The organism is Paenibacillus sp. GM2FR, from assembly GCF_002803325.1.
In the GTDB taxonomy this organism is placed as follows: domain Bacteria; phylum Bacillota; class Bacilli; order Paenibacillales; family Paenibacillaceae; genus Paenibacillus_AQ; species Paenibacillus_AQ lautus.
Window position 1 is genome coordinate 4,560,613 of record NZ_MKZM01000008.1, and the last position, 25,979, is coordinate 4,586,591.

The 25,979-nt window shown below is 49.1% G+C and carries 28 protein-coding genes and 1 other annotated feature; of the genes, 11 read left to right on the top strand and 17 right to left on the bottom strand.

Going from position 1 to position 25,979, the window contains the following annotated elements; translation table 11 throughout:
• Positions 1-122 precede the first annotated feature (122 nt).
• Complete coding sequence (locus PAEVO_RS20795; RefSeq protein ID WP_100539238.1) at positions 123-467, bottom strand: thioredoxin family protein; 345 nt, start codon at positions 465-467, stop codon at positions 123-125.
• A gap of 137 nt (positions 468-604) precedes the next feature.
• On the opposite strand from PAEVO_RS20795, the gene PAEVO_RS20800 reads away from it, so the two are divergent.
• Positions 605-1,999 (top strand): DUF2515 family protein, encoded by a 1,395-nt coding sequence (locus PAEVO_RS20800; protein WP_165789693.1) that lies wholly within the window; start codon positions 605-607, stop codon positions 1,997-1,999.
• A 148-nt stretch (positions 2,000-2,147) separates the two neighbouring features.
• Here the strand turns inward: PAEVO_RS20800 and PAEVO_RS20805 are convergent, their stop codons facing one another.
• From PAEVO_RS20805 to PAEVO_RS20815, 3 genes are read right to left on the bottom strand one after another with little or no spacing between them, the layout of a single operon-like run.
• Positions 2,148-3,773 (bottom strand): putative polysaccharide biosynthesis protein, encoded by a 1,626-nt coding sequence (locus PAEVO_RS20805; RefSeq protein WP_100539239.1) that lies wholly within the window; start codon positions 3,771-3,773, stop codon positions 2,148-2,150.
• Between the two features lie 56 nt (positions 3,774-3,829).
• Positions 3,830-4,309: a DUF456 domain-containing protein gene (locus PAEVO_RS20810; RefSeq protein ID WP_100539529.1), complete on the bottom strand. Its 480-nt coding sequence runs from the start codon at positions 4,307-4,309 to the stop codon at positions 3,830-3,832.
• Positions 4,310-4,316: 7 nt separating this feature from the next.
• Positions 4,317-5,063, bottom strand: coding sequence for a Cof-type HAD-IIB family hydrolase (locus PAEVO_RS20815; RefSeq protein WP_100539240.1), 747 nt, complete (start codon positions 5,061-5,063; stop codon positions 4,317-4,319).
• 258 nt (positions 5,064-5,321) lie between these two features.
• Between PAEVO_RS20815 and PAEVO_RS20820 the strand changes: the two genes are divergently transcribed.
• Complete coding sequence (locus PAEVO_RS20820; RefSeq protein ID WP_100539241.1) at positions 5,322-5,783, top strand: SRPBCC family protein; 462 nt, start codon at positions 5,322-5,324, stop codon at positions 5,781-5,783.
• 61 nt (positions 5,784-5,844) lie between these two features.
• On the opposite strand, the gene PAEVO_RS20825 is transcribed toward PAEVO_RS20820, so the two are convergent.
• The 3 genes from PAEVO_RS20825 to PAEVO_RS20835 all read right to left on the bottom strand — a co-directional run bounded on the left by PAEVO_RS20825 (position 5,845) and on the right by PAEVO_RS20835 (position 9,744).
• Positions 5,845-7,899, bottom strand: a complete 2,055-nt coding sequence (locus tag PAEVO_RS20825; RefSeq protein WP_100539242.1) for a peptidoglycan D,D-transpeptidase FtsI family protein — start codon at positions 7,897-7,899, stop codon at positions 5,845-5,847.
• A gap of 143 nt (positions 7,900-8,042) precedes the next feature.
• The gene (locus tag PAEVO_RS20830; RefSeq protein WP_100539243.1) at positions 8,043-9,191 is read right to left on the bottom strand and encodes a transglutaminase domain-containing protein; all 1,149 of its coding nucleotides are present in this window, start codon (positions 9,189-9,191) and stop codon (positions 8,043-8,045) included.
• Positions 9,192-9,297: 106 nt separating this feature from the next.
• Entirely contained in the window at positions 9,298-9,744 is a 447-nt protein-coding gene (locus tag PAEVO_RS20835) for a hypothetical protein (RefSeq protein ID WP_100539244.1), read from the bottom strand.
• 181 nt (positions 9,745-9,925) lie between these two features.
• Between PAEVO_RS20835 and PAEVO_RS20840 the strand changes: the two genes are divergently transcribed.
• Together PAEVO_RS20840 and PAEVO_RS20845 are read left to right on the top strand one after the other, a co-directional pair.
• Positions 9,926-11,095 (top strand): MFS transporter, encoded by a 1,170-nt coding sequence (locus PAEVO_RS20840; RefSeq protein WP_100539245.1) that lies wholly within the window; start codon positions 9,926-9,928, stop codon positions 11,093-11,095.
• 433 nt (positions 11,096-11,528) lie between these two features.
• The gene (locus PAEVO_RS20845; protein WP_100539530.1) at positions 11,529-11,876 is read left to right on the top strand and encodes a toprim domain-containing protein; all 348 of its coding nucleotides are present in this window, start codon (positions 11,529-11,531) and stop codon (positions 11,874-11,876) included.
• A 125-nt stretch (positions 11,877-12,001) separates the two neighbouring features.
• Here PAEVO_RS20845 and PAEVO_RS20850 read toward each other — a convergent pair whose 3' ends face one another.
• The 3 genes from PAEVO_RS20850 to PAEVO_RS20860 form a co-directional block, all read right to left on the bottom strand.
• Positions 12,002-12,619 carry an SCO family protein gene (locus PAEVO_RS20850; RefSeq protein WP_100539246.1) on the bottom strand — a complete coding sequence of 206 codons (618 nt, stop codon included), beginning with the start codon at positions 12,617-12,619 and terminating at the stop codon, positions 12,002-12,004.
• Positions 12,620-12,698: 79 nt separating this feature from the next.
• Positions 12,699-13,637: a heme o synthase gene (cyoE, locus tag PAEVO_RS20855; RefSeq protein WP_100539247.1), complete on the bottom strand. Its 939-nt coding sequence runs from the start codon at positions 13,635-13,637 to the stop codon at positions 12,699-12,701.
• A 285-nt stretch (positions 13,638-13,922) separates the two neighbouring features.
• Positions 13,923-14,141, bottom strand: coding sequence for an alpha/beta-type small acid-soluble spore protein (locus PAEVO_RS20860; RefSeq protein ID WP_015737431.1), 219 nt, complete (start codon positions 14,139-14,141; stop codon positions 13,923-13,925).
• A gap of 121 nt (positions 14,142-14,262) precedes the next feature.
• On the opposite strand from PAEVO_RS20860, the gene PAEVO_RS33915 reads away from it, so the two are divergent.
• On the top strand, positions 14,263-14,430 hold the full coding sequence (locus PAEVO_RS33915) for a hypothetical protein (protein ID WP_164817467.1): 168 nt from the start codon (positions 14,263-14,265) through the stop codon (positions 14,428-14,430).
• A 12-nt stretch (positions 14,431-14,442) separates the two neighbouring features.
• On the opposite strand, the gene trpS is transcribed toward PAEVO_RS33915, so the two are convergent.
• Positions 14,443-15,429: a tryptophan--tRNA ligase gene (gene trpS, locus PAEVO_RS20865; RefSeq protein WP_100539248.1), complete on the bottom strand. Its 987-nt coding sequence runs from the start codon at positions 15,427-15,429 to the stop codon at positions 14,443-14,445.
• Between the two features lie 90 nt (positions 15,430-15,519).
• Positions 15,520-15,762, bottom strand: a binding site (T-box leader).
• Positions 15,763-15,939: 177 nt separating this feature from the next.
• On the opposite strand from trpS, the gene PAEVO_RS20870 reads away from it, so the two are divergent.
• Positions 15,940-16,923 carry an aldose 1-epimerase gene (locus PAEVO_RS20870; protein WP_100539249.1) on the top strand — a complete coding sequence of 328 codons (984 nt, stop codon included), beginning with the start codon at positions 15,940-15,942 and terminating at the stop codon, positions 16,921-16,923.
• A gap of 223 nt (positions 16,924-17,146) precedes the next feature.
• Positions 17,147-17,368 (top strand): alpha/beta-type small acid-soluble spore protein, encoded by a 222-nt coding sequence (locus PAEVO_RS20875; RefSeq protein ID WP_100539250.1) that lies wholly within the window; start codon positions 17,147-17,149, stop codon positions 17,366-17,368.
• A gap of 93 nt (positions 17,369-17,461) precedes the next feature.
• On the opposite strand, the gene PAEVO_RS20880 is transcribed toward PAEVO_RS20875, so the two are convergent.
• The gene (locus PAEVO_RS20880; RefSeq protein ID WP_071222373.1) at positions 17,462-17,866 is read right to left on the bottom strand and encodes an O-methyltransferase; all 405 of its coding nucleotides are present in this window, start codon (positions 17,864-17,866) and stop codon (positions 17,462-17,464) included.
• A 286-nt stretch (positions 17,867-18,152) separates the two neighbouring features.
• Positions 18,153-19,946: a M3 family oligoendopeptidase gene (locus PAEVO_RS20885; protein WP_100539251.1), complete on the bottom strand. Its 1,794-nt coding sequence runs from the start codon at positions 19,944-19,946 to the stop codon at positions 18,153-18,155.
• Positions 19,947-20,090: 144 nt separating this feature from the next.
• Here PAEVO_RS20885 and PAEVO_RS20890 point away from each other — a divergent pair, with 144 nt between their 5' ends.
• Together PAEVO_RS20890 and PAEVO_RS20895 are read left to right on the top strand one after the other, a co-directional pair.
• Positions 20,091-20,276: a YycC family protein gene (locus tag PAEVO_RS20890; protein ID WP_100539252.1), complete on the top strand. Its 186-nt coding sequence runs from the start codon at positions 20,091-20,093 to the stop codon at positions 20,274-20,276.
• The gene (locus tag PAEVO_RS20895; protein WP_071222370.1) at positions 20,273-20,503 is read left to right on the top strand and encodes a hypothetical protein; all 231 of its coding nucleotides are present in this window, start codon (positions 20,273-20,275) and stop codon (positions 20,501-20,503) included. The genes PAEVO_RS20890 and PAEVO_RS20895 overlap by 4 nt, the downstream gene beginning before the upstream one ends.
• A 78-nt stretch (positions 20,504-20,581) precedes the next feature.
• On the opposite strand, the gene PAEVO_RS20900 is transcribed toward PAEVO_RS20895, so the two are convergent.
• Together PAEVO_RS20900 and PAEVO_RS20905 are read right to left on the bottom strand one after the other, a co-directional pair.
• Positions 20,582-21,277 carry a DUF2225 domain-containing protein gene (locus tag PAEVO_RS20900; protein ID WP_243390836.1) on the bottom strand — a complete coding sequence of 232 codons (696 nt, stop codon included), beginning with the start codon at positions 21,275-21,277 and terminating at the stop codon, positions 20,582-20,584.
• 57 nt (positions 21,278-21,334) lie between these two features.
• Positions 21,335-21,712, bottom strand: a complete 378-nt coding sequence (locus PAEVO_RS20905; RefSeq protein ID WP_071222368.1) for a globin domain-containing protein — start codon at positions 21,710-21,712, stop codon at positions 21,335-21,337.
• A 409-nt stretch (positions 21,713-22,121) separates the two neighbouring features.
• Here PAEVO_RS20905 and ylbJ point away from each other — a divergent pair, with 409 nt between their 5' ends.
• Positions 22,122-23,351 (top strand): sporulation integral membrane protein YlbJ, encoded by a 1,230-nt coding sequence (ylbJ, locus tag PAEVO_RS20910; protein WP_100539254.1) that lies wholly within the window; start codon positions 22,122-22,124, stop codon positions 23,349-23,351.
• A 64-nt stretch (positions 23,352-23,415) separates the two neighbouring features.
• Positions 23,416-24,219 carry an NAD kinase gene (locus PAEVO_RS20915; protein WP_009591431.1) on the top strand — a complete coding sequence of 268 codons (804 nt, stop codon included), beginning with the start codon at positions 23,416-23,418 and terminating at the stop codon, positions 24,217-24,219.
• A gap of 61 nt (positions 24,220-24,280) precedes the next feature.
• Here PAEVO_RS20915 and PAEVO_RS20920 read toward each other — a convergent pair whose 3' ends face one another.
• Positions 24,281-24,820 (bottom strand): YutD family protein, encoded by a 540-nt coding sequence (locus PAEVO_RS20920; RefSeq protein WP_100539255.1) that lies wholly within the window; start codon positions 24,818-24,820, stop codon positions 24,281-24,283.
• A gap of 27 nt (positions 24,821-24,847) precedes the next feature.
• Positions 24,848-25,741 carry a lipoyl synthase gene (gene lipA, locus PAEVO_RS20925; protein ID WP_071222365.1) on the bottom strand — a complete coding sequence of 298 codons (894 nt, stop codon included), beginning with the start codon at positions 25,739-25,741 and terminating at the stop codon, positions 24,848-24,850.
• Between the last annotated feature and the right edge of the window lie 238 nt (positions 25,742-25,979).

Here is a 25,979-nt window from a genome sequence, read left to right on the forward strand (position 1 = left end):
TGTTCAAAAATGAGAAAAACCTTCATGATGCAGGTACTTGACTTCGTAGCCCTACCTCTATCCGATATGTAAAACAACACCGCCGCCAGTTATAGATCAAGGCGGCGGTGCTATGGTCACTCTTACTTATGAATCGTACTGTATACGTCCACGGCACGCTGCAGGAAATCTTCAATCTCCTCGCGCGATTTGCGGAGTTTGTTAACGTAGCGAACCAGCTCACGTCCATCGGAATATGCAACAAAGCTGGGGATCCCCAAAATATTTTGCTGCTGACTCACGTCACCGACAGCATCGACGTCAACCTCTACCAGAGTCAATTGGTTTGAGAACTTCGTCTCAACCTCCGGCATGAATGGATCGATAAACTTGCAATCGCCGCACCAGTCTGCTTTAAATACGGCAACAGTCAGTCGCGGAGACTGGATTTCAACCTGAAATTCTGCTTCTGAAGTGATTTTTTCCATTGATTATCTCCCCTTTACGTCGAATTCCTTCACCCTTAGTGAATCAAAATGTTGAGTGGAAGTCAAATTTTAGAGCATACTGACATTATGATGTTCACAGGCTGGGATTAACCATTAGAAAGTGCAGGTGACCCCGAATGCACTCGAACGGACCCAAAGATAAAAAAAACCTGGGCAAGGATGTACGGTCATGGACGGCAACCCTTCCGCTAGCCCTGACAGAATCATGGTCGGGAATGATCGCATCGTGGAGATTCTCCTTAAAACTCCGGACAAGCAGACATGAATTGAAATGGGATCCCACAGCCGTTAGAACGATTCGCAGGCAGCTCAAGAACATTCTCTCCTCTCATCCCTATCTCCAGCAGAGCGTTTCCCCGTTTCCGTACCCTTCTATGCAAGGGTATAGCGACATTCGGATTCATGAGCCAGGTGCAGATGTTCAGCTATCTCAAGATGAGCAGGAGCTGATTCATCATATTCAAGAGGCCGCAGCCGAAGCCAACCGCAGCAATGTGACTCGTACGCAAGCCTATTTGGACTGTTATGTGTCACATCCAGAGCTGCATTGGGCCTTGCTGGCCCATATGGTCTCGCGTAATGCCGGGTGGAATATGAGCGATCTGAAGGGCGGATTGATGTCGGATCTCATGGATCCCACATTCAAGAGCAATTTGTATCGTTTCTTGGAACGCTGCAATGCGCTGATCTTCCAGGACGCCTACCCCCAGCTGCTTCTCTATATACACAGTCGAAAAAAAGGGAAGCCCCTATTTCATTTGCTCCCCCACTTTCATGTTTCATCGTTCATGACACCGTTCTGGGAGCAGTTCTGGCAGGATCAGGGCAGTTCGCTGCTTACGGTGGGTCTCATCATTAATGAACAGAATTATATTGAGGGGCGAGTGGCGAGACATCCTTTTTACCGACAGCATATTCTACAGGATCCCTTCTTTCGGATGCATGAGCTGACCCGGTTGAATCAAATCGTGTTTCCGTTGGGCCAAGTCCATCGAACGGAGTCGGGCGCAAGCCCTGCCCAAAAGCCCCTTTCCCCAGCCAGGCCACTGGCCGGACTTACCCTACCCAAGTTTGACGACCTGTCCATTCGGATCAAGGCAGGCCGTTCGCTGTATGCTTTATTATTTGGATATGAGGAGATATACCGCGCCGTGCTGGCATTCGCACGGTCCACCAAGCACCAGGGATCGCGCGCCGAATATTGGCCGGCCTTATTTACGCCGACCCTTGAGCAAGCCATGAATCATGGCCATGAGGGATTTGACCTCATCACATCGGAATGGCTCCCGGGTGGCCAACGTCTGTATAGCCCTCATCTTGAAGAGATCTGGGAGGATGAAACTCCCGAGCCGATTCCCCGGTACGACTGGTATCAGGGCCGCGCGATGTTCAGGCATATCCGTAAACCGTTACGGCCGCTACTGCCGGATATCACCCACGCCCATCGGGCCGCTCTGGAGAAAACCTCCATCGTCCATGATGTGTCTGATCCGTTCGAGCGGCGGCATTAAAATGAAAAGAGACCGTCCCGATACTGCAAGGAAGGTCTCTTTTCGGTTCTATTCACACGATAAGTGCGTGTTCAAAAAGGTCGATTTTCAGCACCAAAGCTTATGCTTCCGATGTGCGTTTTTTCAAAACGCTTCAGTGTCTATGTCTTTATCCCCGCTCCCGCATACGTGCAGGCTGCAGTCTCATAAGCGGACGGAACACCTTCTGCAAAAGACGCGGGTAACTGCTCAGCTCCGATTGGCGCAATACGCCAAACACCACCAGCAGGACAAGATATATAATGACCACGGCCACGCCTACAACCAGGCAAGTCAGCAGGAATGCCAACCGTGCCGGCATGACATCAACCATCTGAATACCGGCCAGATTCAGGCCATATCCGATTCCACCGGCGGCAAGCACCGTCAGTACGAAGCCCGTCCAGCGTTTGCCCAGGATGGAGAAGGATACAATTGCTTTAATCGATCTTATATTCAGTATCGTAATGACAAGGAAACAAAGAGCCGTACTCCCAATGATACCGTAAATCCCAAAGAACGGAGCAAGCAGGAAGCTGGCTGCAAGCTTGACCACAACCCCGATCATCACGTGAATCATCGAAAGCTTGGCCTTGCCGATTCCAAGAAGAATGGAATTTGTCGTCATCATCGTGATCTGGAAAATCGTACCGAACGTCAGAAATCCAATAATCCCGCTGCCGCCCAAGGAACTGAACAGTAAACCATTGATGGAATAGGAAGCAACGCATAGCGCAATCACCATCGGCATCCCCGTCAATATGGCTATACGCATAGCCAGCGATACTTGCTGTTCCAAATGCTCCTGATCTTTCTTCGCAAAAGCGGCAGAGATGATCGGAATGAGCGAGGTGCTGAGGGCAATGGCTAGAATCGGCGGAATTCCCGCGACGCTCTGCGCCCGGTTTCCTAATACCGCGAGGGCTGCGGTGGCTTGTCCCAGACCAACCTGCCCGATCAACAGCGGTTTCACGATGGAGCTGTCAATAAAGTTAACTGCCGGAACCGCCAGGGAAGACAGCACAATCGGTATAGACAGCGTGAATATATCCCTGTATATCCCGCCAAGCGGAATGGAGCGGTCCGCCGCCGGCATCTTGAGCTCACGATCACTTCGGCGAAGTTTTACCGTGAAGTACAGCATGACGGCAAATGCTCCGATACTGCCGAGTACGCCCCCAAAGGAGGCGCCGGCCGCGATCCAGGTATCGTCGTATCCCATCCGCAGCAGCATGTAGGCCACGCCGATCGCTGTCAGAACCCGTGCAATCTGCTCGATAATCTGCGATATGCCACCAGCCGTCATATTATTGCGCCCTTGGAAGTATCCCCGCATCATGGCGATGGCCGGGAACAGCAGCAGCGCTGGGGCGAGTGCCTGAATGGCCGCGGCCGCCTCCGGCTGCTTAGCAATATGGGTCGCATAATAAGGAGCTCCGAAATAAAGCAGCAGCGTCATAATTACACCCGCTGCTCCGGCAAAAATAAGTGCAGCATGATAGACACGCCGGGCCTCCGCAGGCTTGTTCAAAGCATGACGCTCGGATACCATTTTGCTGAGCGTGCTGGGAATGCCGGCCGTTGCTACCGTTAACAGCATTAAATATACGTTATTGGCGATCGTAAACGAGGCATCCCCAATATCATTCAGCATATGCTCCAGGGGCACCCGCTGAGCAAGGCCCAGCACCCGGGCTACCAGCGCAGCAGCGGCCAAGATGATGGTGCCTTTAATAAATGACTCTTTCTTTGACAAAACCGTACCCTTCTTTCTCCTCCAAAGCGCCTCTTACAGCGATTCCTAAGCGTCTATTAGAAAATCCAAATGAAGAAAATAACAATCATCGCGAGCTGTAAAATAACCTTCACCACAATGCTGCTGAACAATCCAATGACCGATCCGAAACCAACCTTCATGGATTTGCTCGGTCCCGAGCCTGCCAGCATTTCACCCAGAAATGCCCCGATGAACGGTCCGATAATCAATCCAAAAGCGGGAATGACGAACGGTCCGATAATCAGTCCGATGGTGCTGCCCCATATCGAGGCTTTGGAACCGCCAAGCTTCTTAACTCCCCAGGCGTTAACCGCATAATCGGCAATGAACAGCACCACCAGAATGATGGTCTGAATAATCCAGAACCATGTATTGTAATGCTCGAATGTAAAGAACCAGCCGTAAACAAACAGCGCCAGGTAAATGGCGATAACCCCCGGCAGAATAGGGTAAATCGCTCCGGCCATCCCAATGATAAACAGAGCGATGACGATAATCCAGCCCAATACGTCCATCAACATCTCACCCTTCGATCAAAATATGATCCCTGATGACCTCAACGATACCGTCCTCATTGTTGCTGGAAACCACAAGGTCCGCTTCATCCTTTACCGTCTGCTGGGCATTGCCCATAGCCACGCCGAGTCCGGCCTGCTGAATCACAGCCAGGTCGTTCAAGCTGTCCCCTACGGCTACGACCTCGGACATGCTGATTCCGAGCAGCTCGCACACCTGTCCGATTCCGGTCGCTTTGTTAACGCCGAGCGGATTGATTTCCAGGTTATCCGGCGAGGAGTTCGTGATCTCCAGTCCACCCATATCCTGCAGGCGCATCAGAATGTTGTGGCGTACCTCATGATCATTCGTGGTGTAACCGAACTTCAGCCACTCCTGATTCGCGACATCGCCGATCCAGTTCTCAGAGTTATACAATCTTTCTACTGAATACGCCCAGAACCATGATCCGGTTTCAATGGCAAGTGCGTGCATTTGCTCCACAAGCTTGCTGTCGAGCAGCGCCCGGCGGTGCAATTCATATGGCGCGCGCCATACCTCCCCGCCGTTCACCGTTACCATCGGTGTCGTCAGTTCAAGCTGCTTGGCATACGGATAAGCATCCTGAAACGGCCGGCCTGTCGAGAGGCAGACGTGAATGCCGTGCCGTACCGCCTCTTTGATCCACTTCACCGTTTCCTCGGACACCTCATGATCGTCCCGCAGCAGCGTACCGTCCATATCCAGTGCCAATAATCGATATTTATGTTTCATGGTATTAACCCCCTTACGAATCACAAGCAAACATAACGACATTTTACCACAAAAGGCAGGTCGTCAAAACATCCCTCATGAATAGCAGCCCCCAGACGGGCCAAAACGGAGAAAAAGCCTAGGATCAACTAGGATTCCCCAAGCGCTCGAACAAATCCCACGCCCTTGAAATGAATGAGCAATGTAAAAGAAAGAATATGATTTCTTTTATGCTACGATACTTACTGAAGACAACCCCGAAAGGAGTCATAAAATCATATGACCAAACTCAATGAGAAGCCCGTCGTAACGGCAGAGATGCTGATTCGAAGACCGGTTTCAGAAGTATTCGAGGCTTTCATCAACCCTGAGATCACAACCAAGTTCTGGTTTACCAAAAGCAGCGGCAAGCTTGAGGAAGGCCATCATATCCGCTGGGTTTGGGAGATGTATGGGGTACATGATGACGTGTACGTTCAACATATTGAAGTGAACCGCCGCATCGCAATCGAGTCTTCGGACCAAACCAGGACCGAGTGGGCATTCACGTCACGCGGCGATCATGAAACCTTCGTTGCCATTACCCATTCCGGATTTACAGGCAGTGCGGATGAAATGGTGCAGGGAGCTATGGATTCCATGGGAGGATACACCATGGTGCTCTGCGGACTCAAAGCGCTGCTGGAGTTTGGCGTCGTCTTGAATCTGGTAGCGGACAAGGCTCCGGACGCCCATGTGTAACAAATAAAGAAACGGCAGCCAACCCTTTGAGGGCTCTTGGCTGCCGTTTTGCTATTTCCTATTATTCGTTGGAACTGCCATCCTCATTTCCACCCTCGGTTTGTTTAGGGTGAGGCGTACCGTCGAGTCCGTAAATTTCGTCATACGCATCGAAAATTTTGCGGGCAACCGGCGCGGCACTCTGGGAACCAAAGCCTGCTTCCGGTATGACGACGGCGACGGCCAGCTTCGGATTTTGCCGTGGTGCAAAGGCGATGAACACCCCATTCTCCACCCGGATCCGAGTACCGTTTTTATAAATATCCTGCTCGGATGTTCCTGTCTTCCGCGCAAAATCATATTTAAAATCTTCAAAAGCTCGAAGTCCCTGCGTATTCATCCCTGCAATGACTTCATTCCAGTACTGCTGCGGGAATTCCGCTTTATTCAATACCTCGCGTTTGAATTCCTTGATCACATTGCCATCCTGATCCACAATCTTGCTCGCAAGCTGCGGCCGAATGCGCTCGCCCCGATTGGCAAGCGTGCTGGCATACTGTGCCAATTGGAGCGTCGTATATTTACCGGACTGTCCGAATGAAGCGTATGCCATGGCAGCCAGATAACTTCCCGCCTGCTCGATATTGGTATACTCGATGATTCCTTTATGCTCCTTCGGCAGGCCGGATTCGGTAGATACCCCAAGCCCGAATTCCCTCATGTATTCATCCCATATTTCAACGGATTTGGAGCCGTATTTGTTATACAGTCGTTCCCCGATCCAGTCAACCATAAAGGCGTTGGAAGAATGCTCGATCGCTTGTCGGGCATTCAAAGATCCATAGGCTTTACCGCCTGAGTTCCGAACTCTCGTATTATCCTTACCGAAAAATGCTGCACCGCCATCATAATAATAATCGTTAGGTCCAAACAATTTTTCATTAAGTCCAATCAATACCGTCAAAGGCTTCATGGTGGAGCCGAGCAGCACAACCGATTCCAGATTGTTCCCGGATCGACCGGAACTGTATGGAGAGATCGTTCCGTTGCCGTAATACTTCATGACGGTTTCCCAATCATCGGTTCCATTCTCCCACACATTCGGGTCATAATCCGGCATACTGGCCATGGCGACAATGTTCCCGGTATCCACTTCCATCGCTACGGCATAACCCGTTTGCGCATTCGGATGTGTTTTACCGGAAACGGTATTGGTATGAAGCCATTTCAGCTGATCGATGATCGCCTGCTGTGTAACCTTCTGAATATCCTTATGGATCGTCGTATGAATATTGTAACCCTTCTCCGGGGCGATCATGGTTGGCACCCCGTCCGCCATGTTCTGCGGATTAATTGGAATACCGATATATCCGTTTTTGCCGCGCAGCTCATCCTGGAACATCATTTCGAGTCCGTCTACGCCGACCTTCTCCTGCTCCGTGTAGATGAGTCCCGGATCCTTTTGCTTCTTGTTCTGCTCATCGATCTCCTTATATTTTTCCAGCGTCTTAATGCCGCGGAACTCTTTCAAATAACCAATCGTTTGAACGGCAATTTTGTCCGGGTTGTATTGGCGCTGGCTCTCTTCCACGACCTCGACCCCAGGATACTCGTTCTTATGCTCCATAAAGTAAGCCACTTCTTTGGTCGAGAGATCTGCCTTAATGCGTCTCGGCTCATAACCCGGCTGCTTGTTAAATTCCAGGTCCATCGCTTTGATCACATCATCCACCGTCAACTTTTCGGCTTTTGGATCACCATACTGTTCGAAGACCTTGACCATTTCCTCGGCCAGCTTTTCGATCTCCGGACGGTTCTTCTTCCCTCGTTCAGATGAACTGTAATCCTTTAACAGCGTTAAATACAGTGCTTGGGAGGGTGTCGAGTAGGCAAGCGGCGTTCCGGAAGCATCGATGATGCTGCCCCGGATCGGCTGAAGCGGGAAATTTTTAACCTGCCCGCCGGTTTCGAGCTCTTTTAGCTCAGGCCCTTCAACAAACTGCAGTATAGCAAGACGTATAATAATGACACAGAATATGATAAAAGTGCTGAAAAAAAATAGATTAACCCGCAAGTTAAACTGACTGCCGGCATCTCGTTCTTCTTGTTTGCGCTTATCCGGCCTAAACCCTTTCACGTATGCTTCTCCCCTTTATCCACAATCACATAAACCCATATTAACATAAACGCCCCCCCACTTCATCTGGAAGGGCCCTCCTGATAGGCAAGGGCGGACTTCCCTTGCTCAAAAGTCCGCCCTTCTCCATATCAACACACCGATCAAAACACTTGCTCTTTAATATGCGTCTCGTTGAAGCGCGGCGGGTTAAACCAGTTGCCGCTTTGTGCCCAGGTCGGGTCCAGCGGTATCCATCGCTTCTCTTCACTCAAGTAGACCTCATTCCAGGCATGCGGGCCATAACCGCCTTGCCCATTATATCCCCTGCCGGTTACGACCCGGACTTTCAGATCCTGAGACCGGGCCATCATGGCATACAGCCGGGCATAATCAATGCACACGCCTAATCTTGTATCGTACGTATCCTGTGGTGTCTGCTCTTTCCATATCCGCTGCTCTTCATACAGCGTCACTTTGTCGTGATCATATGCGATCCGGCTGCCAACCCAATCATAGAGCTTTCGCGCTTTCTCTTCATCGGTTGACGCGCCCTTCACGACATGGGCTGCCGTCTGCTCAATGCCCTCGGGAATCTTGTGGTCGATGACCTCATACTTCCGCTGAATGATCCCATTCAATTCTTCCTGTACCGATTGGGTAAAGACCGGCAGCTTCTCGCGGACGAGAGAACCCGACAAAGGCTCTATTACAGCCCTCGCTCCCTGCTGATAAACCGGTGAAGCCTCAACATACCGGCTAAAGCCGTGATCGGGATTCAGACTGACGTAGATGAATAAGATCGCAATGACAATAATGCTCCGCGCAGCTCCCATGATGACACCAATTCCAGCACCTGTTAGCCGGCTCAGCAGTGATGCCGAGGTATCTTTTCTCGTTCCGAAAAGTCCCAGCCTGCCTCCCATGATCAGGGAAACGAGCAGACGCAGCATAAATACGATAAGGGCGTAACTTAACATAAACAGCACCGCAAACCGCAGCAGCGGGAAATCCGCCAGCGATTTTACGGCTGTATAATAAACCTGTTCCCAGAAGCGCAGCTCCCGATTCGGTAAACTTGCGGCCGTGCCCAGCCAATCGCCTGCTTTAGGCGATAACCATAATGTAAAAGGAACGGAGATCGCAAGCCCGACCAGGCGCAGCACCGCATCCCCCAGAAAAAAAACAAGCTTCCCGGCTGACCGGGAGGCTCCGCGACTCCATCCCTGCAATAGTGAAAAAGCCACAATCAGCAGCAGCAAGATGGTGATTCCGTTCCCACTCAGCACACTATCCTTCCATGCCGACATCAACGGTATCCCCTCCTCTCCCCATGATGTCTTGTCAACCGATGTAAGCGAGCTGCAGTACTAAAAAGCTGCTGCCCTCATACATCGCTTCCGATTGCGTTTCATCTTTTTATTTCGAAGCCGTATTGCTCTTGGCATCGTCGATAAAGCTCTGAATCGTATCGTTGATATCCCACTTTCCTACCGAAACACCGCGGAACGTCACTTCAACCTCTTCGGAACCAGAATTTCCTTTCAGCTCCAGATTGGGAGCTTTAATGGAGTAGGTACCGTCCCCATTCGAAGTATATTTCGCTTCCTTCGCTTCTTTCATCATCATGTTCAGCGCTTCTTTTTTTATCGTATCCACCGTTTCTTCCTTCACCGTGGTTACAACCTCGCCGATTTTATCGAGGGAAATTCCGCTGTACACCAGCAATCCCACGATGATGAGTACGGCAAGCGCCCACTTAATAACGGTTCTCACCACATTCAGCACAATAAACAAGACAATTAAGGCGATGGCAATGACCAGCCAGTTTTGTTTGAGAAATTCAATCCAGACCTGAGTATCCAATTCAATTCACTCCCGTTCATCGTTTCAAAAACGGCGGTTCATGGCCGTCTTATTAATTATACATGATACCCCGCAATACTGTCAGCCAACCGGGTCTTTTCACAAAAAGGTATAAGCTTGCCCTTTCGAACGTACAAGTAGTAGTAACATATCAACTTTTGCCGGATAGGAGGGTGCCATATTGAAAACCGCTTTATGGCTCTATATGTTTTTGTTTCTGGCGTTTTTTGATTTGCATGCTCAGTATCCTGTACTGACGCCCTTTGCCATCTCCCTTGGCGCAGCCCCTACGTTCATCGGCTGGATGATGGGCATTTATGCTTTAACCCATCTGCCTGGCAATTTGCTTGCAGGCAATCTGATCGATCGGCACGGCAGCAGACGCTACATTATTTTCAGCTTAACCGCTGCTGGTGTTATTCTGCTGCTCCAGGCTCATGTCCAATTGCCCTGGCAGCTGCTCGTGCTCCGCTCGATCAGCGGTTTCGTCTTGGCCTTTTTGTCACCTGCCTGTCTGGCACTGCTTGCGTCACTCTCCCGGGATCCTGTTACGCAAGGCAAATATATGTCCGGTCATGGCGTGGTCCACACCCTTGCCTCTGTCTTGTCCCCGGCCGCCGGAGCTTTCATTGTAGCCAAAGCAGGATTTTCCGGTACATTCCAGAGTCTGGGCTGGCTTTTGATTTTTACCGGCTTGATGGCGTTTCTCAGTCTCCCGAAGCCTCTGTCAGCCAACGCTAAAGATAAGGGGCAGGCTGTGCCGATCAACAATGGGACACCGGCGCGGCTTCCTTTTAGTTTGCGCTTATATTTGATCCCGTTTGCTATCGCATGCTCTCAAGGAATCCTGTTCTTTGAAATACCGCTGCGGGAAAGCGGGCTGGCAAGCATTATGTCCACCGGACTTCTATTCTCCGTCATTAGTCTTGGAGCATTGGTCACATTAAGCATGCTGTTTCTCAATCGTTATGCGCCCCATATCAGAGTGGCCGTCGGCGTACTGGGGCTGGCTATTTGCTTCTACGCCCTCGCCGCCGCGCATCAAGTACCGATTATGATTATCCTGTTTGCACTCGGGCTTGCTAAAGGATTGCTGTTTCCGGCATTATCTTCACTCTTCATCGAGCTAAGCGGCGGAGGCAGACTCGGGAAAGTATTCTCATTGCAATCCATCGCCATGTCGCTGGGTTCCTTTGTAGGTCCTATTGCGGCTGGACAGCTCCGAACGGTGGTGTCCCCTTATTTTATCGCGTTTCTGATGCTGATGACCGTGCTCCTGCTGCTCCCCAAACGCAATCGTGAAGCACCTTTAACAGCCATCTCACCAGAAACCCCAATCTCAACCGTCTAAGGAAGCTGTACCGGGCTTGAGCCAGCGCCCAAAAAGATGCGGATGGGCCAATACACAATCCATATGGGTAAATCCACATAAGATACAGTGTGGCAAATGACCACGGACATCTAACCAAGGGGTGAAGTAATCATGAGTCATGTTCATCATCATAAACATTGTCATACAGGAGGCCATGGAAATTCTGTAGGGATGGTTCTTGTATTGTATATTCTGCTCGTCATCATCTTGAGCTGTTTCTACTAGAATACATGGGTTAACCTTGTTACGGCCATCCAGTGGATGGCCGTTTTATTTTGCCTGCTTTGCATGATCGGTAAAAAACAAGTTACACTATACATACACCATTCGACACAACCATCATTCGACGGCAGATCATCATTTCCCGGGGAATGCTGCCAAGGATCTCCGTATCATGACAGAGGTGAAAAAGATGCCGATATTCCTCATTGTAGAGGGCAAGAACGACCGGAGCCGACTACGCCGATTGCTGACATCGGATATAACCATCCTGTGCACATTCGGAACGTTAAACACCGCCAAGCTGGAAAGCCTTCATAAACAGGTGAAGGATCAAGAGGTGTATCTTTTTATGGATAACGACAGCTCCGGCAAAAAAATTCGCGGTGCCCTGCGCGACGTCTTTCCTGATGCCGAACACATCTATACACGCCGGGGATACGCCGGAGTTGAAGGAACGCCTGACGAATACCTGATTGCCCAGTTAGAGAAGGCCGGGCTGGAAGAGTTCATCATTTACCCGCCTCCTGCTGAGTTCTGATGAACCTTGTCTAATTTGTCCAAAATCTCATTCACAACGTATATACATCCGAAATCCCTATTTAAATAAAAAAAGGCGTCCTCCATCTTTAACGATAGAGCGCGCCTTTTGGTTTTACCTATAAATTATTCCTTAATTAAGGTCTTAATGTCCTTCACAATATCCTCGGTCTTCACTTGGGCCGGGTCTGCTGCATTATAGGTCTTCCGAATATTGTTATTCCGGTCAACCAATGCAATCGAATTGCCATGCGTGAAATTCGTCGAGTTATTGCCGAGTAGCGGGATTTTGAAAGAGTCCTGCATCAGCTTCCGCGTTTCCTCCTGATCTCCGCGCAGGAAGTACCAACCGTTATAATCCGCATAGAAACGGTCCCCGAACTCCTTAATCTTCTCTTTCGTATCGGTTTCCGGGTCAAAGGAAATGGACACGAAGTTAACCTCTTTTCCGAAGAGGCCCTCTTTCTTCAAGTCTTCCTGTATTTGCGAAAGAACCAGTGTCGTAATCGGGCATACATCCGGGCAGCTGGTGAAATAGAAGTACATGAGTTTCACCTTGCCCTTGGTATCGTCCGATGTGATCGTCTTTCCATCCACATTCTCCATGGAGTAAGCGGCAACCTCACGAACGATAGGAAACTTTTCTTTTCCGAATCCTAGCGAGTTGTACACCAGGTAAATAGCTGCTATTACGCATACAGCGAGTAGTACCCAAGTCCATTTGTAACGTTTGAATGCATTCATGACCTTCCCCGTTCTCCCTTCGTCTCAGGCAATCCCTGTTCTTGTCAGGTTTAGTGCAGCGTTAAAGCCCTTCCACCTATTAAAAGGTGGTATTGAGTATGAGAACGATCAGGCTCAAGGTCAAGTAGTTGATGGAGATAATAAATACTTTTTTGGACCAAGCTTCATCGTCCTTGGCACGGAAACCTTGGAGTGCGGCGTAGAGCCACCAAATTGCCAGAAGGAGTCCGATAACCAGAAAGAATATACCGGCATACCCATACGCGTACATCAGGATGGGGATCGGTATAAGAAGTACCAGGTAAGGGATCATCTGATACTTTGTGCGTTTAATTCCTTTTACGACCGGCAACAACGGGAAGCCTGCTGCGCGGTACTCTTCCACGCGGCGAATGCCCAGCGCCCAGAAATGCGGGGGTTGCCAGAGAAACAGTAGAGCGAACAGCAAAACCGCAGCCATATCTACGCTTCCTGTTACGGCCACATAGCCGATCACCGGAGGCATCGCTCCGGAAATAGCGCCTACCGACGTGCTCCATGTTGATGAGCGCTTTAACCATAATGTGTATACCACAACGTATACGAACATTCCAATCGCTCCGAATATACCTGCCAATACCCCTGAGAACAGGAATAACATGGCTAGTCCAACGATTCCAAGAATGATGGCATACCAAAGAACAACCTTAGGTGTCAGCCGTCCGGTTGGAAGTGAGCGATTCCGTGTACGCTCCATCTTCATATCGAGCTCTCTGTCGAAATAGTTATTGAAAACACAGGACGAAGCCATAACCAGCACGGTTCCGAGAAGTGTCATAATCATCAATCCAAATTGGATATCCCAACGCGATGCTAGCCAAAATCCGGCAAAAGCCGCTATCAAATTTGACCGGATGATTCCGGGTTTCGTCACCGTGATAAAATCTTTCCAAGTCCCCGCCTTATCGGGAGGTGCAGGCGCTGCCGAGGCAAGTGCTGCGGATTCTGAAGGAGCCTGGTATCTCAAGTGATTATCCACGTGTAAACGTTCCTCCTTGTATCTGTCGTTATGGAGGAAGTACTGCCTCCGCTATAAAGTTTATCATATCATTAGTAAAAAGTGTTTAGCAATCATTCGGAATTCGTTCCATCTATATGACAATTCAGTGACATTTGGAAGCGATATAATCTTGACGTTATGCCGTTGTTTAAGGCACAATTTGTCTATGTAGCAAAGGCGGGTGTCGAATCCTTAATATGAATACAAAGCCCGGAGCGCAATCATAGCGCTCCGGGCTTCCATACTCACGTTATGAGAAAGAGATTACAGCGTGCGGCCAGACCCTGAAAGAGCCTGTTCTGCTTGCTGTACCAAACGTTTTGTAATGTATCCACCCAGGGACCCTGTTTCACGGGAAGTATAGTTACCATAGTAACCGTCCTGAGGAATCGTTACGCCTAGTTCTTGAGCAGCCTCGAGTTTCAAACGTTGTAATGCTGCAGTAGCTTGAGGTACAACCAAATTGTTGCTGCGGCGTGCCATATTAAATATCTCCCTTCACTGAATGTCTGTTATTCCAGTGCAAGCTTGCAAACTTATTATGGCTCCTTCTTGCAGCGTTATACGTATTTTTTTAATTTTTATCTATGGAGGTTTTTTTCATATGAGTAAAGGCTTATCCCTATGGTTTGCGGTCTCTTCGATCGTCCTGCTGACCGCTTCGGCCATATCCATCAGTTACAACGGATTTCTGGCTGTCGGTCTGGCTCTACTCTCCATTCTCAACATAGGCTGGGGATTCATTATCAAATCCAAACGCAGGCCTTCTTAGGAAGAATCCTGCTTATTTAGGAGCCAGAAAGCCCATTTTGTCCTTGACGCCATCCAGTATTTGAGCTGCGGTCTTCTGTGCCTGCTCTGCTCCCTTGGCCAGAATGTCATGGATTTCACCGGTTTGGCGAATTTCGTAGTATCTGTTTTGAAGGGGTTCCAGAGCGGCTACTACAACTTCGCCAAGCTCCTTTTTGAATGCCCCGTACATCTTTCCTTCAAAACGCGCCTGCACTTCCTGCAAGGACACCCCAGCGCACTCCGAGTAGATGCTCATCAGATTGCTAACCTCTGGTTTAGCGGACGGGTCATAGACCACTTCGGCCCCGGAGTCGGTTGTAGCCCGGCTGATTTTTTTGCGGATTTGGTCCGGCGTATCCAGCATCGCAATATAACTGCCCTCCACCGGATTACTCTTGCTCATCTTTTTAGAAGCATCATCCAGCGACATAATTCGTGCGCCTACTTCTGGAATGAACGGTTCCGGAATATTGAAATAGGAACCGAACCGATGATTGAACCGTGCAGCTAAATCGCGCGTGATTTCCAAATGCTGCTTCTGGTCATCTCCGACCGGTACCAGATTGGCATTATACAGCAATATATCTGCAGCCATGAGCGCTGGATAGACAAACAAACCGGCTCCTACGGAATCTTTACCTTCCGATTTGTCCTTGAATTGCGTCATCCGTTCCAATTCGCCCATATTTACCATCGTTGTCATAATCCATCCGAGCTCGGCATGCTGAGGAACATGGGACTGCAAGAAGATATTGGCACGATTCGGGTCGATACCGGCTGCTACGTACAGTGCCGCCACCGATTCGGAGCGATCTCGGAGCGAGCTTGGCTCCTGCGGTACCGTAATGGCATGCAGATCGACAACCATAAAGTAACAATCATGCTCGTCTTGGAGCTTAACGAAATTTTTAATGGCTCCGATGTAGTTGCCCAGTGTCAAATTGCCGCTCGGCTGAATTCCCGATAATACAGTTTTCATGACTTGCCCTCCATTTATTTAAATATTTTTTAATCCAAAGTCTGCCCCGCTCCAGGGGAACATATAGGAACGCAAAAAGGCCTCACATCCGCAAGGGACGTGAGACCGTGGTGCCACCCTTATTCGCTGCAGCAACTCTAATACTTAAACTGCAGCCTTCCATTCTTGTAACGGAGAATACCCGGCCGGCATATTAAGGAATAACAGTATAATCCCTGTTCAGCCTAGCACTCAAAGGTCCATTCAGCAAAGCGGATCCACCGGTTCACATCAACCACCGGCTTTCTGAAGGATGGGCCGCACCTGCTTACTTGTCCTTGTCATCGTGTTTCAATCATTTTTGGATCACTATTACATGCAATGATAAAACTCTTGCTCTGCCTTGTCAATTCCATTTTAGAATCAAGTCGCCCAATGTTTTGAAGCATTTCTTTTACCCTTTCCGCAAAAATCTGTTATGATGTGGTTAATCGTCCAGACCATGATTTCTGTTAGTAAAGGAGCATCGATATGAATCAAGTGACCAAAGGCCAGTGGAATGGTTACGACACCTATATTTTAAACAGCGGCCGTCTTGAAGTGACTCTCCTTCCTCGTCTTGGTAACAATGTCATTGGAATCAAAGACCTTGAAAACTCACGCGAAATCCTCCGAAAACCAGATGAAAGTGAGCTTGCCTTCTATCTTCAGAAGCCATACCACTTCGGCATCCCGATGCTCATTCCGCCAGGCCGGATTTCCAAAGGCCATTTTGAGTACGGCGGAACATCGTACCAATTTGATCAAAATACCGCGAACGACAATCATATTCACGGTCTCCACCGATCACAGGCTTGGTGTGTCAGCGACATAGAGGAAGAGGATGATGGGTGCGCCGTTTCGACAGAGTTCATATCATCGGATGATCCGAAATGGATTGCCCAATTCCCAGTACCGTTGAAGCTGGAAATGACCTTCCGTCTTCAGGAGACCCGCTTCTCGCAGAGTCTTCGTGTAACGAATCTGGGTTCCAGCCCTGTCCCGTTCGGCATGGGTTACCATACGTGGTTCCTGCTTGATGGTGAACCGCAGCGCTGGACGCTGGATCTGCCTGTAGAAGGCGTTTACACCTTGAATAACGAACTGATTCCAACCGGAGATCTTTCACCGCTTGGCCATCTGGAACCTCTGAATACCGGACTCAACCTGAAGGAAGCCGACCTTGACACGATATTGAAAATCCCAGAGGACAAACCAGCCGAAGCCAGGCTTCAACGGGATGACGGTTATCAAATTCATTATTCGGCAGACCGTGCCTTTTTCAAGCACTGGGTGCTTTATACAAAAGGCGTCGCGGAGGAATTCCTCTGCATCGAGCCATATACCTGGCTTCCGAACGCACCCAATTTAAATCTGCCGAACGAAGAAACCGGACTGATTCATCTGGAACCGGGACAGACCGTGGACCTGAATACCCAGATCAGCATCCAAAAAACGTCGCCGGAGGCGGAGTAAGGGGAATTCAGCCATTCCATACGAACCCTATAATCTTTATATACTTAATGTTTCAACAAGAGCAGCCCTTTGATTTCAAAGGGCTGCTCTTGTTTGTCTAAGATAAAGGACCATTTCAGTGATACGGATAATTTTACCAACCAATGATATGCCTCAAGCACGAATGAGATTCCTAGGATTCAGTCATAATATCCACATACAACATCAAAGGAGGTGACATGACATGGCTCAAGGTCGTTCTTCTAACAATCTTGTCGTACCTCAAGCAACTGCAGCTCTTCAACAATTGAAGATGGAAGCTGCTCAAGAACTGGGCGTAACGATTCCACAAGACGGTTACATGGGTAACTATACTTCCCGTGAAACCGGTTCTTTGGGAGGTTACATCACCAAACGTCTGGTACAATTGGCTGAGCAGCAATTATCGGGTCGTTCGAACCTGTAATTCGCATCTCTTCCCTCCAGCCGTAATTAGAAAGAGGCGATCTTCTCCCCAAAGATCGCCTCTTTCGTTATATGTTCTATATGATAAATGATTTCAGGATTCCGAAGCAGCTTCGGCATATGTATTACGAGGGTACCGAATCATCAAGTTGGCCATGTTATAGTTGGATTCAAGTACAGCATCTACAACGACAATGCCCTGTCGTACCATAAATTCATAACTGATTTCGCCGTGTGTCCAGTGGCGTTTATGTTTCAGACTTTCAAGCGCCATCGTACGAAAAGAGAATTGTTGAGCTTCACTTAGCCCCTCCTCAAGTGGAGCTATGACCCCGTTTCGCCCAGCCAATGGATTATGCCGTATGCCAAATTTACCAATTACATTGTTTCGTATTTGTACAAATACTGTCCCTGAACTTAGACCTCCCAACTCTTCTTCCAGCTCTTTAAACACGATGTCCAATTGTCTAGCCAGTGATAATTGATCTAGTTTTACCATCTCTTCTCCCTCCTTTATTAGTAAATCTTCCCTATTATTAGGGCTTATGACTCATTATAGGGTAAAGGAATCAATGTATCAACAATATTCAACACATTTGGGTATTTATTACTAAAATTGCACAAATAATTTAGTTTTCGGCTCCTTTTTTGCGTCAACTTTCAATCTTTTACGACAAAAAAAGAAGCCCCAGAGGGCTTCTTCATAGGTTGGAATTTGCATGCATTGGAAGGCAAAAGTCCTCTAACAAATTCTTTCATCCCTTTTTCCGATGAAAATCAACATTTCACGCCATATGTTCTGTCATTTGCAAGAATTGTCTAATATCGGATACGCAGGAATCAGCCGCACTTTGCCAGAAATCGCGCTGGGTCAGATCCACATTCAGATGTTTCTTCGCCAGATTCTCCACGGACATTATGCCGGTGTCACGAAGCAGGGCATCATATTTATCCGCAAAGGTCGGACCTTCTTCCAATGCCCGAACGTAGAGGCCCGTACTGAACATATAACCGAAGGTGTACGGGAAATTGTAGAACGGCGTGCCCGTAATATAGAAATGAAGCTTAGATGCCCAGAAATGCGGATGGTACGATGTCAGAGCATCACAGTAGGCTTCCTTCTGCGCCTCCACCATCAATTCCGAAATTTCCTCGCTGCTGAGCAGACCGCTCTTCCGTTTGTCATAGAAGCGAGTTTCGAACAAGAAACGTGCATGAATATTCATAAAGAAGGCTACACTGTTCTGAATTTTCTCTTCCAGCAGAGCCAGCTTTTCTTCTTGGCTGCCGGCGCCCTTCACCATCGCATCAAAAACAATCATTTCGGCAAAGGTGGATGCCGTCTCAGCAACATTCATCGCATACTTCTGGTTAAGCACCGGAATTCCGCCCATCAGATGCTGATGGTAGGCATGGCCCAGCTCATGCGCAAGGGTCGAAACGTTCGAAGCCGTTCCGCCAAACGTCATGAAAATCCGGGTCTGGCCGCTGGCCGGGAAGGAAGTACAGAAACCGCCTGGTCGCTTGCCGGGACGATCCTCGACCTCAATCCAGCTCTTGTCAAACGCCATTTGCGAGAAATCCGCCAATCTCGGGCTAAACTTACGGAATTGCTCCACAATGTTAACCGCGGCATCGTCATATGAGATTTTGGTTGCGGAAGTGCGCAGCGGGGCATCTACATCCGTCCAAGACAAGCCTTCCAGACCGAGCAGCTTCGCTTTGCGGTTTAGGTACTCCACAAGCACCGACTTCGTGTCCTGGATGACAGCCCACATGGTATCCAAGGTCTCGCGGCTCATCCGGCCAATCGCGAGCGGCTCCTTCAAGACATCATCCCAGCCGCGGTTCTCGTACAGCTTCAGGCGGTAGCCGGATAAATGGTTAAGAGTATCCGCACAGTAATCAGCGGAGTCTCCCCATGCCTGCTCCCACTTCTCAAACATGGATTGACGTACTTCCCGGCGAGGATCATGCATTTTATTGAACGCCTGTCCTGCGGACAGCATAACCGTTTTACCGTCTTCCTCATATGGAATTTGGATTTTCTTCACGATGGTATCGTAGAACTCTCCCCATCCATGATAACCGTCTACGCCAAGCGACAGAGCCAGGCTCTCTAACTCAGGACTCATCTTATCTTTCGCAAGATTACGGCTTTCGTTTAATACGAAATCAAGCTCGGATACCTTATCCGTACCGGTCCAAGCGGTCCAGATCTCGTCATTCATACCACGAAGAACGTTGTCGAATTGGTTCTTAACCGATTGCAGGGTCGCGGACAACGAGGTTACCCGTCCGGATAATTGAACCGCCTTCTTGTCATTCACATTCTGCGCGGTCAGGCAGCCCACGAATGCAGAGACCTCGCGGATACGGGCATAGGCACTCTGGAACTGCTCAAGGAAGCGTTCAAGGCTGTTTGCGCCCTCCAGGGTTTCCGGAACGGTTAATGCTTTAACGGCTTGCTGAAGATTATGTACATCCTGCTCAAGAGCCTCAAGAAAGCTCACGAGCTGCGGTGAGGAAGAACCTCCGGGAAATATCGATTCCAAATCCCAAGTTTGTTGAAGTGCCATCGATCATTCATCACCTTTCTAAATAAAATATGAATTCAAGCGGAATATCATTTGTGTGGACTTAGGGAAAAGTGTATAACTATATATAACTCAATTTATGTTATCACTGCTACAACCAATTTACTGCTGGAGGAGCTAGAAGCCATGAGACCTTTGCAAATATCACCCGAGACGGCGGTTACATTGTCCAAGCAGCTGGGCGTTCCGCTGGAACAGCTGATGCATATGCCTCAGCATATATTAATGCAGAAAATTGCCGAGCTTGCCAAGAATGAGGAAGCGACTGCAACAAAAAAAGACGATGAGTCCCCATCATCGGAGAACTCATGATTCCTTTTTCCAATACTTGGCCTTATGATGTCGTTGGAAACGACGTGTATGTACACAGCTGCCCATTCTGCGGAACCGACAATGTATTGCTGCCGATGAAACCCAAAGAGCTGATAAGCGTAAGGGAAGGGAAAAAGAAGCTGCTGATCTTCCCCTGCTGTCACAACAAAGTAACCGTGCTGGACAGCGACATCGACTACTTGCTCACGGATCAGCGATTACGCTGACTTCACCGTAGAGCATGAGTTTAGCCTATACGTGAGATCCAACAGCCTGCTGACCCACCCTTCAGCGGGCTGTTGGCTTTAGGACTCCGCCTGGAGTGCCGCGTTCTTCTGCTCCCGTATCTGCTCGGATATCAGCTTCCATTGCTCTCTGGATGCGCGTATCATCGCGGCATCCATAATCTTGTCATCCTGGACCACTCTGGAGAACCATTGAACCGCCTCCTGAAACTGGCCCAGCCTGCGATGGATCTCCCCGATCAGATACAGCAACCTAGCATCATTAGCCCCTACCCCTTCCAGCTCAAACACTCGGATATAGGATTCCAGGCTATAACTCAAAAACCGCTTCTCTTGATCCTCGTTACCCTGATATCGGTACAGCCAAGCGATATGATGCAGCAGGCTGGCCACAATGCGATCCCGCTCCCCGATCACTTGCGCGCAGAGGAGAGCCAGCTTGTACGACTCCAGAGCATCCTCCAGATTGCGGGACCCGCCCATTTCCCTCTTCTCCCAGCGGCATCCTACTTGCTCGTAAAAGAGCGACTTCTGCCGTTCGTTCAATTTCAGGGTCGAGTTTTCCGTGGAGGCAAAACCGCATTCAGGACAGATCCGCACTACGTAAAAATCGGGATTCTCCGATTTATAATAAGCGCAAAAATCCGTATCTGTACGGTATGCCTTTTTAAAGCTGGGTCTCACCCTGGATGTTACATATTCATGCTCACAGTGCGCACATACCACCTTGATGGAATACAAGGGTTCCAATTTCACGCCATTCGCCATCCCTTCATTCGCCTCTAATTCCTGTTTAGATGTAGGTCTATGGCACTAAGGAGTATTCACGAAATGGTGGGCGGGGCCGGACAGACGCTGCAGCACAAAATCACGTAATTCATCCTCCACGCCAATTTCGATTAGGGCTCCTGCCATGCAGCCAAGCCATTCTTCGGCATGACGATCCGTAATCGGGAATTTCATGTGCCTGGCCCGCATCATCGGATGTCCGAATGCTTCCGAGAACAAGGCTGGCCCTCCAAAAAACTGGCTCAAGAACATATATTGCTTCTCCATCACCGGCATAATATCTTCCGGAAACAATGGGGAAAGCAGCTCATTTTGCTGCACTCTCGGATAAAACGCTTCGACGAGCGAACGTACACCCTCGGCACCCCCGAGGTTATCATAGATGCTTAAGTTCGGATTCATATCCGCTAATCTCCCATCTGTTTTTATGATTCGCTTTTGATTGGATGTACCTATCCATTATAGCAAAAAACAACAAAAAAAGGCGCTAAGCAAGGGTTAGCACCTTTTAGAACTTATTAATAACTGCGCCAGTCCTCTTCACTCTGGACGAGAGAAGCACGTATAACATAAACGAAGGCGCATACTAGGATACCTGCGACTATGCTCATGATCATCACTCCATCCAAACATAATACGAAAGATGTGCTTTGATGTTTTTTATTATAGCACAATATCCCCGAAAATAAAGCACGAATGTAACCGCTTTCTCATGTTTTTTATACTGTTTGTCCTATAACCTGCATAGATTTTTAACAACGGACCTATATTTCTATCATTCACATCGATGCCAGGGGGCGTATTCCTTATTATGACCATGAAAAAAATGGGCTGGCTCATGCTCGTGGCGGCACTGCTCAGCGTAATTGTCCTAATGGCTTTATTTCCCGAAGCGGCGCTTCAATCCGCACTCCGTGGCCTGTCGATATGGTGGGATGTGCTGTTCCCTTCCCTGTTCCCGTTTTTTGTTATTTCAGAGGTACTGCTGGGGTTTGGCGTGGTGCACCTGATTGGCACCCTCCTGGATCCTTTAATGAGACCGTTGTTTCGTATTCCGGGCGCAGGAGGATTCGTTGCAGCAATGGGATATGTTTCAGGATACCCGGTCGGTGCCAAATTAACCGCCAAGCTTTGGGAACAAAAAATGGTAAACCGGGAGGAAGGTGAGCGGCTTGTTGCTTTCACCACCTCTTCTGACCCTATATTTTTAATTGGAGCGGTCTCCATCGGCTTCTTTCATGACCCCAAGATCGGTTTGATCCTTGCCTTGTCCCATTATGGCGGAGGTTTCCTGGTGGGGTTGATTATGCGATTTCATGGCAGACATGAATCCAAAACAATAACCGACTCACTTCGTCTGTCCCAGGCTAAGACAAGCAGGCTCAGGTCTGCCCTGCATGCCATGCATGCTGCGCGCGAGCAGGATGGCCGGGACCTCGGCACCTTGTTAAGACAAGCGATACAGTCATCGCTTCAGCTTATTATCGTTGTCGGCGGGCTCGTCGTTTTCTTCTCCGTGTTTCTTGAACTCTGGACCCGCGCCGGTGTCATGCCTGCGCTAACCGAGGTTATCAGTTTGCTGTTATCTCTGGTTGGGATGCCTGAATCCTTATCCACTGCCATCGTAGGCGGATTGTTTGAGGTCACACTCGGTGCTCGATATGCCGGCGAAGCGGGAGCTGCAATTCCATTGCCATACAAAGCGGCCGCGGCTGCCTTTATATTGTCATGGGGCGGTTTGTCCGTTCATGCCCAGATCATCAGCATCCTGAACTCTACCAACCTCAGATATTTCCCTTTTGTCATTGCAAGACTGATTCATGGTGTGATTGCCGCAATCGCTGTATTGCTGCTGTGGAGAAGTGTCATGGGATCTTCGATACCGACTATGGCGCTGCCGGCTGTTTCGGATTCCGCCCTAAACGGGTATACCCATATTATGGCGGCTTTCTGCATCCTGCTCGGTTTCCTGATTGCGGTTGCGTTGTTTATTCAGATCATTCGAGGACTGCAGCAGAAAATCCGCAAATTCCCAAGGTGAACATTGTGTTCTTCTCCAAGATTGATTATCATCTTTATATAACCTTACAAAGGAGCTTATCAACTTGAGATATTATGTTCTGGACCGCGGTGACCCATTGTCTGTCGAGCTGACCCAGCAGTTTCACAAGCTGGCGGAACAGCGGGGGTTTGTGCTGGATGCAGAATCTCCGGAGATTGTGGTCTCGATCGGCGGAGACGGTACGATGCTGCATGCTTTCCATACTTTTATTGACCGTATTCCTGACCTCGCTTTTGTCGGTGTCCACACGGGCCACTTGGGATTCTATGCTGATTGGAAGGCCGATGAACTGACAGAGCTAATTGATCATATGAGCGGAGAAGGCGAACACGGCAACGTGAAGCCGCGCCTCGTCAAGTACCCCCTGGTTCAACTGGAAATTCATAAAAAATCAGGAACGTCCTCTTACATTGCCTTAAACGAATTTACGCTTAAAGGCGTTGACGGTACCGTTGTCGCGCAGATTGACATCAACGATGTAACCTTTGAAATGTTCCGAGGAGACGGGATCTGCGTGTCTACGCCGTCCGGAAGCACGGCCTATAACAAAAGTGTCGGCGGAGCGATGGTGCATCCTTCCATCGATGCTCTGCAGATCGCGGAAATCGCCTCGATTAACAATCGAATTTTCCGTACACTGGGCTCACCGCTGCTTCTGCCCAAGCATCATCACTGTGATATATTCTCGCGTAAAGAACAGCGTCTGCTGCTTACGATCGATCATGTGAATATCTCGATTGACGACCTCGTATCCGTCCGCTGTCAAGTGGCGGAACAGCAGGTCAGTTTTGCACGCTATCGGCCGTTCCCGTTCTGGAATCGTGTCCGTGATGCATTTCTTGGCTAATACTTTCCGATATCGAATAAAAGAAGAACGGCCACCTGCCTTAGAGGTGGCCGTTCTTCTTTTATTGCGGTTGTTCAGCCGGGGAATTAGGCTCCTTGGAAGGCTTTGCTTCCTTCTCCTTGGATTCCTTAGGATCACGCGGCTCGCGTCTGGATTCCTTGGCTTCACGCCGCTCGCGTTGGTCCTTATGCTCCTTGCCCGGTTTAGGTCCCTCCTGCGGGGTCTCCTTGCTTCCCTTCACTTCCCCCTCACCCTTGGTTTCCTTGGGGGGTGTTTCACGAATCTCCACAGGTTCTTTGGAATTGGCGTGCTCTTTGCTATCCTTCTGCTCCTTCGTTTTCTGAAGCACAAAGTGAGCACAGCCAAAATTGCAGTATTCGTTAATGTAATCGGACATGCTGGAGAAGGTAGAATCTTTGGCAGCTTTAGGATGATTATCCCGATAGAAACCTTTAAGCCGAAGCTGATTGTAACCCCAGTCTCCCACGATGTAGTCATAACGGTCCAGCACCTCGCTGTACCGCTCCCGGAAAGCTTCCAGATTCCAGCCGTTTCGATGGTCCTTTAACACTTCATAACTTTTGTTTCCGATAACGATCATTGAAAGCTTCCCCTGCCTTTCCAAAGGTTAAGACTGCACGGTCTCTTCCTTGTTGCGCTCTGCAGATTTCACTTGCTCGTGTGCATGGTAGGAGCTGCGCACCAGAGGACCGGATTCCACGTGACTGAATCCGCGCTTCATTCCCTCTTCCTTCAAGATCGCAAACTCTTCCGGCGTATAGTATTTTTCCACATTCAAATGCTTCGGCGAAGGCTGCAAATATTGGCCGATCGTCATGATATCGCAACCCACCGAACGCAAGTCGTCCATCGCTTCCAGAATCTCATGCCATTGTTCGCCGACACCCAGCATAATGCTGGATTTGGTCGGAATATCAGGCTGCATCGCCTTGGCATTCTTCAGCAATTGCAGTGAACGGGTATACTTGGCTTTGGCGCGTACCCGATCCGACATTCGCTCCACCGTCTCAATGTTATGGTTCAGAATGTCCGGCTTCACATCCATTACGATCTTAAGCGCTTCTTCGCTCCCCATAAAATCCGGAATCAACACTTCCACCGAGCATAGCGGCAGACGTCTGCGAATGGCTTTAACCGTTTCAGCGAATATGTAAGCCCCGCCATCTTTCAGATCATCCCGTGCTACGCTTGTTACTACGCAGTGACGCAGGTTCATCTGTTCCGCCGCTTCCGCTACGCGTTCCGGTTCCTGAAGATCCAGTTCCGTTGGAAGTCCCGTATTAACAGCGCAGAATCGGCAGGCCCGGGTACAAATATCACCCAGGATCATGAAGGTTGCCGTACGGTTAGCCCAGCATTCATAAATATTCGGACAGCGAGCCTCTTCACACACCGTGTGTAGTGTCTTGGATCGCATCATGCTTTTGATTTCTTTATAATTATCGCCAGTAGTCAGCTTGATTCGAATCCAGTCAGGTTTTGGCTGTTTGGTTTTAGACAAAGAAAAAACCTTCTTTCGAATTTATTGATGTAACTCAAGACATACCCCATCGTTTGCTGTCCCATATTATATCATGAAAACCATCATATTACTTGTTTCGCATCGATATGAGATTGATCTAGTTGCGGCATGGATAAAAATCCTTGTTTCGATTCACCCTACAGTGTAGGCATAACTGTCCGTCCTTAATTATGACAATCCAAAAGGAGGAGAAGGACACATTGAGGATTTTTCAACC